We start from the raw sequence: 15,507 nt of genomic DNA, 5'->3' as shown, positions 1-15,507 counted from the left end.
GAAACGGCGGTGGTTGAGCAACTGATTCCTGGGACTAATCCTAAAAGGCAGAAAAGGAGAAGGGAGCAGAGAGAAGGCAGAAAGGAAAAATCGTGAGTTGTTCGTGGTTCGCGTTGTTTGTTGTAAAAACTATAACATAAATAGACAACGAGTTGAACTTTAAACAGGATTTCTACAACTAACTACGGACAACGAACAGGATTTGATTAAACACAAGACTATTAATTGGAAATGGTAAAATGTAACCCCTCCTGTCGGTGACGCCGCCGCAGCGGGGTCGCCGACAGTGGTTCTTTATTGGGTACAATCGGATATATACAATACTTCATGTAACCTTCAAGACAATAAACCGCTAAAGCGGTCACTACCAACAGCTCTTCTATACCCTAAAACAGTTCCCAGTCTCCGGCCTCCGGTTTTCCCCCTATACCCTACCCTTATACCTTTTTGTCCGATTTGCACACTTTCCAGCCGTTTTTGTACATTCCCATCGAAACTGAAACGTAAAGGAGACTCCAATGAAGGTTGCTGTTTTTAGCACCAAAGAATACGATAGACGGTTTTTCGATGAACTGAATGAAGCGCATGAGCACGAGTTGACCTATTTTGAGCCGCGCCTGACAAGGGAAACGGCGTCGTTGGCCAATGATTTCCCGGCGATCTGTGCCTTCGTCAATGATCAGCTGGACGCCGGGGTGTTGTTGACACTCAAGCGTCAGGGCACGGAACTCATCGCCCTGCGAAGTGCGGGATTCAATCACGTCGATCTGGAAGCCGCAGAAGATTTGGACCTTTCGGTTGTCCGGGTCCCGGCCTATTCGCCGGAGGCGGTGGCGGAGCATACGCTCGGACTGATCATGGCGCTGAACCGGAAAATACACCGGGCGTACGCGCGGGTAAGGGAAGGAAACTTCTCCCTGGATGGGCTATTGGGATTCAATCTGCACGAGCAAACGGTCGGAATCATCGGTACCGGAAAAATCGGAATTCACGTGGCAAAGATCCTGAACGGGTTCGGCTGTAACATCCTGGCGTACGATCCGTATCCGAATGATGAAATTAAATCACTCGGCGGGAAATATGTTGAGTTGTCTGAACTCTTTTCAGAATCAGATATCGTCACCCTGCACTGTCCGCTGATGCCGGCGACGCATCATATTATCAACGGTGATGCATTAAGTCAGATGAAGCAAGGCGTAATGCTCATCAACACCAGCCGTGGATCGCTCATCGATACCCAGGCGGCTATCCGATCGTTAAAATCCGGTAAAATCGGTTCCCTGGGGTTGGACGTCTACGAGGAAGAGGCGGATCTTTTCTTCGAAGATCTCTCTGAGCAGGTAATCAAAGATGATACTTTTGCGCGATTACTGACGTTTCCGAACGTAATTATCACCGGGCATCAGGGATTCTTCACAAAAAATGCGCTGAAAAATATCGCGGAAACCACGCTGGACAATATCTCTGAGTATGAAGAGTCCGGTGACTGCGAGAATACGGTCTCGCTTCAGCAACTGAAAAGAAGTGCGTGATTGAAGAATGAAAAAGGTATAAGGGTATAGGGGTATAAAGGTATAACGTATATGAACTTGGTCTCACGTTTAAAGTCCGCGAAGTAGATTTCAGCGGAGGAGAAGGCGGAGAAGGGAAAAAGCAGAAGGGAGGCGGGAAAAGGCAGGAAGGGTTTGTGTGGAACTTGGACGTTAAAACCGTTTTTTTGTGCGTGAGTATTCGATGTAGAAGTTATCTCTCGTCTCGCTTTGCCGCGGCGAAGCACCTCTCACAATTCACATCCGCTGTTTGATAACTGATAACTGATAACTGGTAACTTGAACACCTGAACACTTTCACACTATCCTTACACACTATCGCCCGTAAAACGGGCAGCGGGGGCAGACCCAATCGGTTTTTTCGGTTCGGTAAGGATGGTTGCTATTATAAAGAATGTCACTGCCGCCGTAATCGTGATAATTGTGGCATTCCTGAATGAAAGCCTCCTGAGCGGATTCGGTTGTGACATACTGAAAATGCGTGTATCGGGCAATGGCATCGACCCAGCCTGTTAACTTTTCGTTCAGGATGTCATCGGATCGGCCGACATAACAGACTACGAAGGAATCATCTTCGTCCAGGTATCCGAGGGCATACACGCCGGGTGACTCCGGTACATTTCCGTCTATGCCTTCCTCGTTTAATTCAAACGGGCCGAGCATGTCAAATTTTTCCATCGAGCCTTCTCCTTCGTTTCAGCTGCCGATATGGAAGAACTTACTCAATTCGTATATGGTATTCAACTGATAGCCGGGATATCCCGTATGCCCGGAGTCAGGTCGGATATGGGATTCAGCCACAGATTTCATCGGTGAATTAATCCCGGTGGTCCTCAATTTTCGGATTTCAATCTACCGCACGATATTGTATGTTTTAGGCGTTTCTAATCACAATAAACCCGAGCAATACCTTGGCCGTACACAATGAAATACAACGGATAGGCATTATCGGATTTGGCCGGTTCGGCCAGCTCATGGTTGAGTATCTTTCCAACGATTTTGAGATCGCAATCTCGAGTCGTTCCAGGGATGCTGAAACCATAGCGAAATCCGGTGGAGTGCTCACATCTCTGGAAGAAACCTGCGACTGTGACATCGTGATACCTTCGGTTCCGATATCCTCATTCGAAGCGACCATTAAAAAGATAGCGCCATTGGTGGACGGCAATCTGGTGCTGGATGTCTGCTCTGTGAAGGAATACCCGGCAAAAGTAATGCAGGAGCGACTCTCGGAGGCAACTGGCATTCTGGCAACCCATCCCATGTTCGGGCCGGATAGCGCCAATGATACTCTGGCCGGGCAAAAGATAGTGCTGTACGGCGTCCGTATAGAAGGTGCACTTTACGACTGCATCAAACAGTATTTGACTCAATTGGGCTTGACGGTGATTGAAGTAACTCCGGAAGAGCACGACCGGCAAATTGCCCGCTCACAGGTATTAACACATTTTATTGGCCGGGGACTCAGCGTGTACGATGCAAATCCGGTGGCAATTGATACCGAGGGGTACAAACGATTGCTCAAAATTCTGGATGTGGTGGAGAATGATACTTCGGAGTTGTTCCACGATTTAAATACATACAATCGATTTGCCGCCGAGGCCCGGGCGGAGTTTCTTCAGGCACTTCAGGATATAGATCGGGAGTTACGATGAAGGTTGCATTTCAGGGTGTGCGCGGCGCGTTCAGTGAAGCCGCCATTTATCAGCAATATGGCACCAAAGTCGAAACCTGCGGATTTGATGACTTTGAAGCAGTCTTCGATGCCGTAATCCGCGGGGAAATGGACGCCGCAATGATCCCGGTGGAAAACAGTATCGCCGGTTCCGTCTCCAGAAATTACGATTTCTTCCTGGTGAAACCGGTCGTGGCTATCTCGGAAGTGTATGCGCCCGTCCGGCACTGTCTGCTGGCCAAGCCCGGGGTATCCCTGGAAGATATTACCTCGGTGTTGTCCCACCCCATGGCGCTCAAGCAGTGTGAATCGTATTTGCGAGAGTACGATTTTAAATCGGTTCCGGAGTACGACACAGCCGGCGCGGCGAAACTAGTCGCCGAGAGCACTGAGCACCATTTTGCGGCCATTGCGTCTCACCTGGCAGGCGAGATTTACAATCTGGATATTCTGGCTGAAGATATCCAGACCATGAACACCAATATGACCCGGTTTCTGGTGGTCGCGACCTCCGAACCGGAGGACATCCGCCGGGAAAAGACCAGCATTGCCTTTAAGACCGAGCACCATCCCGGCGCGCTGGAAGATTGTCTCCACACGCTGACCCGCAACCAGATTAATCTCACGAAGATCCAGTCACGCCCAATCCCGGAAAATCCCTGGGAATATGTTTTTTATGCTGACTTTGAGGGCGGAGCTGACCAAACCAATGTCAGCAAAGCTATGACGGAACTAAAGGACGAGGCCAAGTATCTGAAAGTCCTGGGCAGCTATCCCATGGGAGACAAGGGCAAGCCGCAGTCAGCCTGACTATCCCGGATGTCCGACCGGCATGAGTCCGAACGGTTGAACCTCGGCCTCCAGTTCCAGGACCTCTCGAATTGTAGCATAATCCACTGCACCCATGAAGACCGTCCCCAGGTTTTGTGCCGTTGCCTGCAGATAAATATTTTCCGCCACGGCGCCGACCTCGATATGGGTATAGAGTTCACCCCGGCTGCTGTATCTGTCCGTAATTCGCTCATACACTCCACTAAGGGAAATGACGACCGGGACCCCAGCAATCCAGGATTGTCCCATTGTCGCGCCACTAAGCCCTTCTCTGGTATCCGCCTTCAAATGCAATTTAAGTGAATGTGAATCCGGAATGTACTGATAGACCCCAGCGGCGATGTCCTTCACATTCCCCACTGCAACGTAAATTTCCAATGGATACTGCGCACCGGCAGACGGTGCAGTGCGCTTCCCTTCGGCGGGACGAGTCACTCCCTGGGCCGCCCACAGCAGTTGAGAGAGTTGAGTCAGGGTAAGTGCATCTTTGGAATAATCTCTGACCGATTCCCGGTGTTGTAGTGACTGTTCCAGAGTAACCGTACCCGTCGTATCCGGCGCGGGTAATTCCACAAGGTTTTGGCTCTCGGACGATTGTGCCATCAGGAATCCTCCAAAAAGCATCGCGAGCAGGATGCTGCATATTGAATGTTTCATCGTAACCTCACATGTATTGAATGACTCTGTTTTGCATTGTACGACCCAATTTATTGCACAGCAGTAAAAAGCTGACTCTATCCGGATACCCTTAAAAAAATGTATCCCCAACAACGAGAAATTCCAATACTGAAATCCACTGACGATTGGTTTCATACTTTTTAGTTGCCCCGACTTCGAAAACGATGTAATATGCGAGTATCCTTTCTGAAAATGACGGTCTTTCCTATAGATAACTTTACCCGGTGTACAACTTTTTAAGTGGGAGGCGCATTATGTCCAGACGCATTCTCATACTGGGCGGGTACGGCCATACCGGACGTCTGATTGCCGACCTGTTATTACAATTTACCGACGCTCGGGTTGTAATCGCAGGCCGGAATTCGGAACGCGCCATCGCCCAAGCGGATTCCCTCAATGAACGTTATTCCGGTGACCGGTCAACAGCAAACCAGGTTGACGCAACCGTTCCTTCTGAACTTCGCACGGCATGTGAGGACGTGGATTTCATTATTAACGCGTCCGGAACGTCCGACCAGACCCGGCTCATCATGGACACCATCCTGGGGATGAAAATCGATTACCTGGATACGCAATATTCAAACCACAAGGTGGGGACGCTGGAATCAATGCGGATGATGATTGCGGATTCGAAAACCTGTGTGATCACGGACGGCGGATTTCATCCGGGACTGCCAGCGGCCATGGTGCGGTATGCAGCATCCAAATTTGACGCGATCCGGACTACACATATCGGAAGCGTCATTCGCCAGGATTGGAGGGGAATTCATGTGTCGGAATCTACGGCAACGGAACTAGCCGATGCATTCCGGGATTACCAGATGGAGGTCTACAGCCAGGGAAAGTGGGATTCCGGCTGGACAAATTCCCGCACGTTTGATTTTGGTGAACCCTGGGGTGAAAAGAAGTGCGCGTCAATGGCGTTAGGGGAAATGCGTGAGATCCCGGACCGATATCCATCTTTGGAGGAGACCGGTTTTTACGTAGCCGGGTTTCACTGGTTCGTTGATAACGTCGTCATGATGCTCGGGTGGCTGGGAATGCAGCTCTGGCCGTCGGTTGTCCGGCGTCGGCTGGGCAGATTGTTAGTCTGGAGCCTTGCGAAAACGTCAAAGCCACCATTCGGAACGATAGTCCAACTGGATGCCGAAGGCACACTCAACGGTGAGAGCCGAAAATTCAGAATGAGGATTACACACGCCGACGGTTATTACCTGACTGCAGCGCCGGTGGTGGCGTGTCTCATGGAATATCTGGACGGTGAAATCGGCGGATCGGGACTCTGGTACCAGGCGAACATCGTTAAACCTGACCGGTTTTTCGACGATTTGCGGAAAATGGATGTGTCTGTAAAGGTAGAGGAGCTGTAAAATCTAAAATAATCCCTCTTCCAAATAGAACTATCGTTCCTCTCCACACGACCCGGAAGTGTGACGTGGGGCATCTCTCCATCTTATTGCCCATCCCATACGCCAACCTTGAACGGAAACGCTCAAAGAATTACGTCTGTGAAGCCGGGATCTCAATTTGAAGATTTGAAAAGATTGATAAGGAATAAACCGACTTCGAAAATTCATTCACAAATGGATTAAAATACTTCTCGTTCCGTTTCTTTTTCCTCCTTCTTATCATTCGGAAGGTTTACGGTGCCCTGGACTTCTGAGATATGCAGATCGCCGCTACCATCATCCACGATATTGACGATTTTCTCGACCTTGGTTATCCGGACATCGCCGGAACCGTCCTCTACGTTCACGTTGCCTTGGATTTCGCGCACTCTCAGATCTCCGGATCCGTCGGAAAGGTTTACGTCCCCTCTTACTGCCGCGATTAAAACATCTCCTGAGCCATCCCGGACGCTCAAATTTCCGGAAATTTCTTTTGTATTTACATCGCCGGACCCGTCTGAAATATCCAGATCACCGACAACATCTTTTACATTAATGTCTCCTGAGCCATCATCAATTTTAATCTTGCCATCGACGGAAGATATATTCACATCGCCGGAACCGTCATCTATCTGAACGCCATTCTTCGGGCCGGAAATTGTGATATCTCCGGATCCATCGTCTACTTTCAGGCTAAGGGATTCCGGCATCCTGACCTCAAGGTCGGTATAAGCAGACGAGCCAAAGATTGAGCCTGAAATGGAGTTATCATATTTGCTGATCAGCTCAATTCGATCGCTGTGTTTCTCCAGGGTGAGCACTATGTGATCGTTGAAAATCTGTTCGGCTTTCTCGCGGTTTACCTTGGAAATGACCACCTTGGCCTTGACCTGGATTTCCTCTAGCCCAGCCTCGGCAGACACTGTGAGATCACCTGCCTCACTGTGAATAAAAAACTGCTCAGTATCGCCAACCCGTACTTTCATCATTTTTTGGAGTTCATACCCGAGCAACGAAGATGTACTGAGAAGCGAAAAAATTATAATCGCAAATCCTAACCGTTTCATACCGCCTCCTCTATGATTTGGTTTCTCTGATATCTCATAGTACACAATCAATATATATGCCAAAGAATCGAAGGACGGCTCTATCTCAATGATATCAAAGATTTTATGGCAATCGAAAGTTTTGCGATAAAACTTTTCATATCAAAATGATATTGGAATATATGAAGTTGATATAGTAACGACAGCGTTAGAATGTTTAGGTGTTCAAGTGTTAGAGTAAAATCGTGTTAGTGTTCTACAGTGTTTTGGTCGAGTCTTTTCATGATCTTAATCCTAATCACACTCTTAATCACATTTTTGTCCGTCAATCCCGGATGGGATCCCCTTGGGACAAATCACAGACATTTTTTCCTTTCTCCCTTTTCCTTACTCCATATTTATCCTCCCGCTTCAACCCGCTTCGCGGACTTTAAGCGGAAGACCAGTTCCCAATCCCCTTTCAGTTAAAACCGCAGATCATCCAAAATCGCAATATACCCCTCGATGCCTTCCCGGATTTCGTCCAGTTTGATAAACTCATCTGCGGTGTGCGAGCGCCGGGACTGACCGGGACCGATCTTCACCGACGGCGCATCGATCAGCCCCTGATCCGAAGAGGTCGGGGAGGTTATCATTTCTATGCCCAGATTTTCCGCGGTCTGCATCAGCGGGTGTCCCACCGGCAGGCTTGAAGCCTGGAGTCGCGTATTTCTGGGCCGCACCTCGCTGGTCACCTGTTCCTTGATGATGCTAATGACTTCTTCGTTAGTGTAAGCATCGGTGTTGCGGACATCCACAGTAAACCGGCAGGTATCCGGGATGACGTTGTGTCCGATACCGGCGTTAATCATAGTCACAGTCATTTTAATATCGCCAAGCAGTTCGGACGTTCTGGGAAATTTAAAGGTCTGAAACCACCGGATGTCCTCAACCGCCTTGTCGATGGCGTTTTCGCCGACGTTGCGGGCGGCGTGGCCGGATGTACCTTTTGCCACGAGATCCAGGATGACTGCCGCCCGCTCGGCAACTGCCATCTCCATGCCGGACGGCTCTCCCACGATAGCGAGATCGATTTTACCGAGTTTTGGGAACAAGGACATGATCCCGTCATCCCCGGTGATTTCTTCTTCAGCAGTTATAGCGATGAGGAGATTATAGGGGAGTTTTTCCCTGGAATAAAAATGAATGAAAGTCGCGAGTAACGAGACGACAGCGCCTCCGGCATCATTGCTGCCCAGGCCGTAGAGCGTTCCGTCTTCTATGGCCGGATCAAACGGATCGCGGGTCCAGCCGTCGTTCGGCTTAACCGTATCATGATGTGAATTAAGCAGCACCGTTGGCCGGTCAGGGTCGAAATCGGGATGCTTTGCCCAAACGTTATTCTTGTGCCGCGAAGTTTCTATGTCGTGTTCCTGGAGAAACGATTCGATGATGTCCGCGGTTTGTGCTTCTTCTTTGCTAAAGGATTGGGTTCGGATTAAATCCTGCAGCAGGCGGACTGCCCGTTCGCGTCTTTCGTCAATATTCATTTTTATACCTGTCTTTGGAGTTCGGTGTAACGGATTGTCGTATCATTTTCTATCACAGATGCCAGTGCATTCGCATGGCAGATTTTGACATCGGAAACGCCGTTGTCGAGGGCACCGAAACCGGTATCCAGTTTGGGGATCATACCGCTGGCGATTGCGCCCGTTGTCCTGAGTTGTTCGTACCTTTGATAATCCAGATGACGGATGACTGAGTCATTATCTTCGACAGATTCGAGTACTCCCGGCATCTCAAAACAGTAGATCAATTCGGAGCGAAAATGCTTCGCCATAGCCTGAGCAACAACCGAGGCCATGGTATCGGCATTGGTGTTCAGGTTGGTACCCTTGCCGTCGTGGGTGAGCGGTGCAATTACCGGGGTAATTCCATCGCTGAGGAGGGCCGTGAGGGTTTTGTCATTCACGTTCACGACATCGCCGACGTAGCCGTAATCGATGTCTTTGATCGGCCGGCGTTCCGACAGAATGATGTTCGCGTCGGCGCCTGTGAAGCCAGCGGCATTGCAACCCATTCCCTGCAGCTGCGCCACCACCCGCTTGTTGAGCAGACCGGCGTAGACCATGGTTACCACATTCAGCGTGTCCCGGTCTGTAATCCGCCGGCCGTCGACCATTTTAACTTCTACACCCATGGATTCGGCAATGTCGCTGGCCACTTTGCCGCCGCCATGCACTAAAATTTTCCGTTCGGATACCCGGCTGAATTGTTCCATGAATTCGCCGAGGAGATTCTTATCGTTCAGCACTTTGCCGCCGATCTTTGCGATAATAATTCTATCCATAAGATTGTAACACCTGTGCCAGAGATTCCAGAAAAAGGTCTGCTTCATCCTGTGAGACAGTCAGGGGAGGGAGCAGTCGAAGTGTGTTCTTATCCGAAGAAGACCCGGTGAAAACGTGGTGGTCATATAGCAGTTTTTCCCGGAGTGGATCGGCAGCAAAATCAAACTCGATCCCGATCATGAGTCCCAGCCCTCTCACTTCTCTGATAGCAGTATGGGAGCCGGCGATATTGTCCGTTAGATACGCGCCGATAGTCCGGGCATTTTCGATGGCGTTTTCCTCTTCGAGTACGTCGAGAACAGCGAGACCGGCAGCGCACGCCAAATGATTTCCTCCGAACGTCGTGCCCAGCATTCCGGCTTTGGCTTCGAACTTCGGGCTGATAAGGACTCCACCCACCGGAAAGCCGTTGCCCATCCCCTTGGCGACGGTGATGAGATCCGGCCTGATTCCGGCATACTGATGTGCGAAAAATTTTCCGGAACGACCGTATCCGGACTGAATTTCGTCCAGGATGAGGACGGCGCCGGAATGATCGCAGAAGTCTTTGAGTTTTTGCAGAAATGCGGAGTCCGGAATATTGACGCCGCCGATCCCCTGGATGCCTTCGAGGATGACGGCACAGACATCTTTGGATGGAGAGAGTTGTTCCAGGGCGTTAAAATCGTTCAGCGGCAGAAATTCAACCTCGCCGGTCCGGTTCACCGGCGCCTGAATGTCCGCATGATCGGTGATGCTGACGGCGCCGGACGTTCGCCCGTGAAAGCCTTTTTTGAACGCAACGAGTTTCGTCCGATTGTTGTGAAACGACGCCAGCTTCAGCGCGTTTTCATTGGCTTCAGCACCGGAGTTACACATGAAGAGGGAATAATCTTCATATCCGGATATCACGCCGAGTCTCTTTGCCAATTGATGTTGTAAGGAATTTTTCGCCGCACTGGAGTAATAGCCTAATTTTCCTGCCTGTTCCTGCAATTGATTGACCAGATGTGGATGGTTGTGACCAATGGAGATAACAGCGTGGCCGCCGTAAAAATCCAGGTACCGGGTTCCGTCTGCATCCCGGAACCAGGAGCCTTCGCCCTGAACCGGCTCGACGTCAAACTGACTGTAGACCTGGAAGGGTTCCATCTTAGAATGCGGTAGATTTGAGCCGGAGACCGGCAGTTTCATCCAGACCGAACATCAGATTCATGTTCTGAACGGCTTGACCACTGGCGCCTTTCAGCAAATTATCGATCATGCTGAGCACCATCAGGTTATCATCATGCTTTTCCAGGTAGACGATACCTTTGTTGGTGTTGACCACCTGCTTCAGGTTCGGATTAACATCGGAAAGGTGTATGAAGGGATGCGATTCGTAATAAGATTGATAGAGATCCTGAGCCTCTTTTAGACTCAGATCAGATTTCAGGTGGGAGATAACAAGTATCCCCCGGGTAAAATTCCCCCGGACAGGTACAAAATTCAGATCATGCGAATAATCCGGTTGCAGATATCGCAGCGTGTGCTTTATTTCCCGGAGGTGCTGGTGGGTAAACGCCTTATAGACCGAGACATTTTCCGACCGCCAGCTAAAGTGCGTCGTGGGGCGCGGTTTTTGTCCCGCCCCGGTGGAACCGGTGATCCCGGTGATCTGCACTTCATTGGAAATTTTCCCGATGCTGGCCAGGGGAAGCAGGCCGAGTTGAATTGTCGTCGCAAAACAGCCAGGATTTGCAAGACTTTTTGTTTCCCGGATTTGCTCCCTGTGGACCTCCGGCAGGCCATAGACGAACTCCCGTGTGGGATGCCTGTCCACCCGGTAATCCTGGCTGAGATCAATAATCCGTAGGTTTGGGTTCAGGTCGTGTTCTTCCAGGAATTCTTTCGACCGGCCGTGTCCCATGCAAAGAAAAATAACGTCGACATCTTCGTTGAAATCGGTGCTGAATCGGAGTTCCGTTTCGCCCAGCAGATCGGTGTGGATGGCGGTAACCGGCTTACCGCCCTGGCTGCTGCTATGGACAAATCCAATTTCAGCGTCCGGATGATGTATCAGAATTCTGAGGAGTTCGCCGGCGGTATAGCCCGCACCGCCGATAATACCAACCTGTACCATGAAAAGTTGTCCTGTTCCGGTTAATTGTCCTTTTTCGCGGAGCCGTTACCGTTTTTCCGCAATTTATCAAAGATGGATCGGACGGTTTTCTGACTGCCGCCCAGGTCACTTTTTTTCTGTGCTTTCATTCGCTGCTTCTCCCGCTCCTGATTCCTCTCATCTTCGGGATCGTACAGCATGCCTGTACAGAGACAGTTCCGGCGATCGTTTCGGGTGAGGATGTCGTAATTGGGGCAACTCTGACACCCGTCCCAGAATTCCTCTTCTCTGGTGAGTTCGTCGAAGCTGACGGGGCGGTAGCCCAGGTCGGAGTTAATTTTCATGACGGCAGGTGTCGTGGTAATACCGAACACCTTTGCCTCGGGATACTTGTTTCGCGAGTGATTGAACACGGCTTGTTTAATCTTTTTACCTAATCCGTGACCCCGGAATTGCTTGGCGACGATCAACCCGGAATTCGCCACGTATTTTCCGTGAGTCCAGGTTTCGATGTAGCAGAATCCGGCCAGTTCGTCGTTATAGGTCGCAATGATCGCATCATGCTGGGCCATCTTCTTCTGGATATACTGCGGTGGTCGTTCGGAAATCCCTGTACCGCGGGCTTCGGCGGCGACTTCAATTAAATTGCTGATCTCTTCCGCGTAGTGAAAATGGGAGTCATCAGCGACCTGAATTTTAAAATCCGTTGCCTGAATTGTTTCCTGTTCAGCGATTTCCATGATTTATACCCTATATATTCTCTCTGTCATTTTTCATTTCATATCCGGGAATCCCGAAGCAGATAATGCTTCGCCCCGATTGGTGGATATACAGCTATGTGTTTATAGAAAAAAGTAAGTGATGTTAGGCCCGTAGGGACCCTGGTCGCAACAATGGAGTGCGGACTGGTCGTGTCAGACCAGCGAGAGAAATAGTGATATGGATGGTTGTCTTTTCCATGACGAGGCTATAATAACAATTCTCGGTATTGGTGTCAAATATTATTTGCGCGCCGAAAAAAGTTTCCTTTTCTGCCAGAGAAGGGGCTAGCCGTCCGCTTTTGCAGGATTTTGTTTACTTGAATTTAAGAATGCAACCGAACGGCGTTCATGCCAGTACTGCTTCCCGGTGAAGGAAATAAATCCCACGTGTCCGCCATGCCTGGGAATTTCAAGATACAGATTCGGATTGTTTTCCGCTTCTTCCCTGGGGTAACATTCATCCGAGAGAATCGGGTCGTCTTCGGCGTTGATGATCAGCGTAGGCGTTGCAATGGTGGACAGAAACTGGCGACTGCTGGCTTCCGAGTAATAGTGAGACGAGTCCTCGTACCCATGTGCCGGCGCCGTGTACAGGTCGTCGAATTCCCGGAGTTTTCGGATCTTCCGGAATTGCCGGAAGTAGATTTTATCAGGAAAGAGTTTTGCCTTTGCCTTGATCTTTTTTCTGAGGCGGAGAAGAAACCGCTTCTCATAGGGGTAATTCTGTGGTGCGGAGATTTTATTCGCTGAACTCTCCAGATCGCATGGAACCGAAATCGCAACTGCGCTGCCGATATGATCGGCTGTTTGATATTTGGACTCTCCAAGGTACTTCAACGCGAGATTCCCGCCGAGACTGAATCCCACCAGCGCCACTGTGTCGTAATCTTTGGACAAAATATGACTGATACAGGTGTGCACATCTTCGGTGGCGCCACTATGATACGATCGGAATTTCCGGTTCGGTTCGCCGCTACATCCGCGAAAATTCAGAGCACAGATGTCCCAATCATTTTCCGAGAGCGCTGCCGCCGTTCCCCGGATGTAATGCGCCTGCGAAGAACCTTCGAGCCCGTGCAGTAGCAGCGCCACTTCCGATGACCCGTTGTGGATCCAGTCCAGGTCCAGGAAATCACCATCGGGCGTTTGGATTCGTTCTCTGGAATATTGTGGTACAGAGATCCGGCGAAACAGGGTCGGAAATACCGTTTGCAGATGCCCGTTTCGGAATAAATAGGGTGGTTGATATGAAGATTCGAATAGCGGCATTTATGAGTACAGGGAGCGGTTTAACCCCTGAATTACGACGAAGGAACTGAGGCCTGCTCCTGTTTCTTCCGGTTGGAGTGTCGCTTGTTGGCGTCCAGTTCCATCTTCCGGAGCCGGAGGTTATCCGGAGTCACCTCGATTAATTCATCTTCCGCAATAAACTCGATGGCGTTGTCCAGGGAGAGCTTCCTGGGCGGCTGCAGGTTCACCGTGGCATCCGAACCGGCGGCGCGCATGTTGGTGAGTTTCTTTTCCTTGGTGATGTTAACCTCCAGGTCACCGCTCCGATTGCGCTCACCGATGACCATACCGGCGTAGACTTCGGTGCCGACTTCCACGAACAGTTCGCCGCGGTCTTCCATAGCGAGGCTGGCATAGGTGGTGACTTTTCCCGGACGGTCGGCCACCAGCGCGCCGGTTTCCCGCTGGGAGATTTCGCCGAACCACGGTTCGTACCCTTTAAACAACGTGTTCATAACTCCGGCGCCCTTGGTGTCAGTGAGGAACTGGCTCCGGAAGCCTATCAAGCCACGGGACGGGATATCGAACTCCATGTTCACCCGGCCGCTGCCGTGGTTCATCAGGTGCGTCATCTGTCCCTTGCGCCTGGATATTTTTTCGGTGAGTACGCCGACGTAATCTTCGGGTACATCCAGGAAGAGTTGTTCCACCGGCTCCAGGAGTTTACCGTTGTCATTCTTTTTCGTAATTACGTGCGGTTTGGAGACCATAAATTCGTAGCCCTCGCGCCGCATGGATTCGATGAGGATCGCCATCTGGAGTTCGCCTCGGCCGGAGACCTTAAAGCCGTCAGCCCGCTCTAATTCTTCCACCTTGAGGGATACATTCCGGAGCGTTTCACGCTCCAACCGGGCTTTGATCTGCCGGGAGGTCAGGTATTTGCCGTCCTTGCCGGACAGGGGGCCATTATTCACGTAGAAGATCATGGAAACGGTCGGCTCGTCCACGTGGATCCTGGGCAGGGGCTTGGGGTTTTCCAAAGAAGTGATGGTGTCCCCGATGGTGACGTTTTCCAGTCCCGCCACAGCGATAATGTCACCGGATTCCGCCGTATCGGTCTTGGTGCGCTTCAGTCCCTCGAAAGTATAGAGCGCAGAAAATTTGGTCTCGGATATTTGATCATCATCACCGCATTGCGCATAGGTTTTACCCATGTGGAGTGTTCCGTTCTCAAGCCGCCCGATGGCGACCTGTCCCACGAAGGAATCGTAATCCAGATTGGTCACCAGGAACTGAGGGACTTCGTCATCGTTGGCCTCCGGTCCGGGAATTTCCGAAAGAATGGTTTCGACCAGTGGCTTCAGATCGGTGGAATCGTCTCCCATCTCTGAATGGGCAACGCCGGCCTTGGCGTTGGTGTAGAGTATCGGAAACTCGATTTGTTCTTCCGTGGCATCCACGTCGATAAACAGATCGTAGACCTCGTTGATGACGTCCTGAATCCGGGCATCTTTGCGGTCAATTTTGTTGATGACCAGGATCATCGGGAGATCTTTGGCCAGCGCCTTTTTCACAACGAATCGGGTCTGCGGCAACGGGCCTTCGCTGGCATCAACCAGCAGCAGGGCGCCGTCCACCAGACTCAGACTCCGTTCCACCTCGCCGCCAAAGTCGGCGTGTCCAGGCGTATCGACGATGTTGATTTTAACGCCATGGTACCGCACGGTGGTATTCTTTGCCATAATGGTGATGCCGCGTTCTCGCTCCAGGTCCATGTTGTCCATGATCCGGTCTTCCACTTCCTGGTTCTCCCGGAAGATCCCGCTCTGCTTCAGCATCCCGTCCACCAGGGTGGTTTTCCCGTGGTCCACGTGAGCGATAATGGCGATATTTCTAAAATTTTGTTTTCTCATAATTTATCCGGTCTTTCGTTTCGCG

The 15,507-nt window shown here is 50.6% G+C and carries 14 protein-coding genes; 4 read left to right on the top strand and 10 right to left on the bottom strand.

All coding sequences use genetic code 11. The features are described from left to right. Positions 1-518: 518 nt before the first annotated feature. Positions 519-1,532 carry a 2-hydroxyacid dehydrogenase gene (locus tag K9N57_10990; GenBank protein ID MCF7804707.1) on the top strand — a complete coding sequence of 338 codons (1,014 nt, stop codon included), beginning with the start codon at positions 519-521 and terminating at the stop codon, positions 1,530-1,532. A gap of 333 nt (positions 1,533-1,865) precedes the next feature. On the opposite strand, the gene K9N57_10985 is transcribed toward K9N57_10990, so the two are convergent. Beyond that, the gene (locus tag K9N57_10985; protein ID MCF7804706.1) at positions 1,866-2,228 is read right to left on the bottom strand and encodes a hypothetical protein; all 363 of its coding nucleotides are present in this window, start codon (positions 2,226-2,228) and stop codon (positions 1,866-1,868) included. 296 nt (positions 2,229-2,524) lie between these two features. On the opposite strand from K9N57_10985, the gene K9N57_10980 reads away from it, so the two are divergent. Both K9N57_10980 and pheA read left to right on the top strand, forming a co-directional pair. Then, positions 2,525-3,205, top strand: coding sequence for a prephenate dehydrogenase/arogenate dehydrogenase family protein (locus K9N57_10980; GenBank protein ID MCF7804705.1), 681 nt, complete (start codon positions 2,525-2,527; stop codon positions 3,203-3,205). Next, positions 3,202-4,035 (top strand): prephenate dehydratase, encoded by an 834-nt coding sequence (pheA, locus tag K9N57_10975; protein MCF7804704.1) that lies wholly within the window; start codon positions 3,202-3,204, stop codon positions 4,033-4,035. The genes K9N57_10980 and pheA overlap by 4 nt, the downstream gene beginning before the upstream one ends. Here the strand turns inward: pheA and K9N57_10970 are convergent, their stop codons facing one another. Continuing rightward, positions 4,036-4,713, bottom strand: a complete 678-nt coding sequence (locus K9N57_10970; GenBank protein MCF7804703.1) for a SagB/ThcOx family dehydrogenase — start codon at positions 4,711-4,713, stop codon at positions 4,036-4,038. A gap of 275 nt (positions 4,714-4,988) precedes the next feature. On the opposite strand from K9N57_10970, the gene K9N57_10965 reads away from it, so the two are divergent. Beyond that, positions 4,989-6,104, top strand: coding sequence for a saccharopine dehydrogenase NADP-binding domain-containing protein (locus K9N57_10965; GenBank protein MCF7804702.1), 1,116 nt, complete (start codon positions 4,989-4,991; stop codon positions 6,102-6,104). A gap of 218 nt (positions 6,105-6,322) precedes the next feature. Here K9N57_10965 and K9N57_10960 read toward each other — a convergent pair whose 3' ends face one another. From K9N57_10960 to typA, 8 genes are all read right to left on the bottom strand, one after another. Next, a complete protein-coding gene (locus tag K9N57_10960; protein ID MCF7804701.1) occupies positions 6,323-7,189 on the bottom strand; it encodes a DUF4097 family beta strand repeat-containing protein in 867 nt (288 codons plus the stop codon). 443 nt (positions 7,190-7,632) lie between these two features. Then, the gene (locus K9N57_10955) at positions 7,633-8,697 is read right to left on the bottom strand and encodes a M20 family metallo-hydrolase (GenBank protein ID MCF7804700.1); all 1,065 of its coding nucleotides are present in this window, start codon (positions 8,695-8,697) and stop codon (positions 7,633-7,635) included. 2 nt (positions 8,698-8,699) lie between these two features. Then, on the bottom strand, positions 8,700-9,497 hold the full coding sequence (gene argB / locus K9N57_10950; protein MCF7804699.1) for an acetylglutamate kinase: 798 nt from the start codon (positions 9,495-9,497) through the stop codon (positions 8,700-8,702). Beyond that, complete coding sequence (locus K9N57_10945) at positions 9,490-10,629, bottom strand: aminotransferase class III-fold pyridoxal phosphate-dependent enzyme (GenBank protein ID MCF7804698.1); 1,140 nt, start codon at positions 10,627-10,629, stop codon at positions 9,490-9,492. Before K9N57_10945 ends, argB begins: the two co-directional genes overlap by 8 nt. Position 10,630: 1 nt before the next feature. Further along, positions 10,631-11,599, bottom strand: coding sequence for an N-acetyl-gamma-glutamyl-phosphate reductase (argC, locus tag K9N57_10940; GenBank protein MCF7804697.1), 969 nt, complete (start codon positions 11,597-11,599; stop codon positions 10,631-10,633). A gap of 20 nt (positions 11,600-11,619) precedes the next feature. Then, positions 11,620-12,318, bottom strand: coding sequence for a GNAT family N-acetyltransferase (locus K9N57_10935; GenBank protein MCF7804696.1), 699 nt, complete (start codon positions 12,316-12,318; stop codon positions 11,620-11,622). Between the two features lie 306 nt (positions 12,319-12,624). Then, entirely contained in the window at positions 12,625-13,608 is a 984-nt protein-coding gene (locus K9N57_10930) for an alpha/beta fold hydrolase (GenBank protein MCF7804695.1), read from the bottom strand. Positions 13,609-13,640: 32 nt separating this feature from the next. Then, positions 13,641-15,482 (bottom strand): translational GTPase TypA, encoded by a 1,842-nt coding sequence (gene typA / locus K9N57_10925; GenBank protein MCF7804694.1) that lies wholly within the window; start codon positions 15,480-15,482, stop codon positions 13,641-13,643. Positions 15,483-15,507: the final 25 nt, after the last annotated feature.

This window comes from Candidatus Neomarinimicrobiota bacterium (genome assembly GCA_021734025.1).
In the GTDB taxonomy this organism is placed as follows: Bacteria; Fidelibacterota; JAANXI01; order JAANXI01; family JAANXI01; genus JAANXI01.
This window is presented reverse-complemented; position numbering and strand designations above follow the sequence as displayed.

Coding starts and splice junctions, on each gene's coding strand:
- K9N57_10990 (MCF7804707.1), top strand. CDS start 519: ATGAAGGTTGCTGTTTTTAGCACCAAAGAATACGATAGACGGTTTTTC.
- K9N57_10985 (MCF7804706.1), bottom strand. CDS start 2,228: ATGGAAAAATTTGACATGCTCGGCCCGTTTGAATTAAACGAGGAAGGC.
- K9N57_10980 (MCF7804705.1), top strand. CDS start 2,525: ATGGTTGAGTATCTTTCCAACGATTTTGAGATCGCAATCTCGAGTCGT.
- pheA (MCF7804704.1), top strand. CDS start 3,202: ATGAAGGTTGCATTTCAGGGTGTGCGCGGCGCGTTCAGTGAAGCCGCC.
- K9N57_10970 (MCF7804703.1), bottom strand. CDS start 4,713: ATGAAACATTCAATATGCAGCATCCTGCTCGCGATGCTTTTTGGAGGA.
- K9N57_10965 (MCF7804702.1), top strand. CDS start 4,989: ATGTCCAGACGCATTCTCATACTGGGCGGGTACGGCCATACCGGACGT.
- K9N57_10960 (MCF7804701.1), bottom strand. CDS start 7,189: ATGAAACGGTTAGGATTTGCGATTATAATTTTTTCGCTTCTCAGTACA.
- K9N57_10955 (MCF7804700.1), bottom strand. CDS start 8,697: ATGAATATTGACGAAAGACGCGAACGGGCAGTCCGCCTGCTGCAGGAT.
- argB (MCF7804699.1), bottom strand. CDS start 9,497: ATGGATAGAATTATTATCGCAAAGATCGGCGGCAAAGTGCTGAACGAT.
- K9N57_10945 (MCF7804698.1), bottom strand. CDS start 10,629: ATGGAACCCTTCCAGGTCTACAGTCAGTTTGACGTCGAGCCGGTTCAG.
- argC (MCF7804697.1), bottom strand. CDS start 11,599: ATGGTACAGGTTGGTATTATCGGCGGTGCGGGCTATACCGCCGGCGAA.
- K9N57_10935 (MCF7804696.1), bottom strand. CDS start 12,318: ATGGAAATCGCTGAACAGGAAACAATTCAGGCAACGGATTTTAAAATT.
- K9N57_10930 (MCF7804695.1), bottom strand. CDS start 13,608: ATGCCGCTATTCGAATCTTCATATCAACCACCCTATTTATTCCGAAAC.
- typA (MCF7804694.1), bottom strand. CDS start 15,482: ATGAGAAAACAAAATTTTAGAAATATCGCCATTATCGCTCACGTGGAC.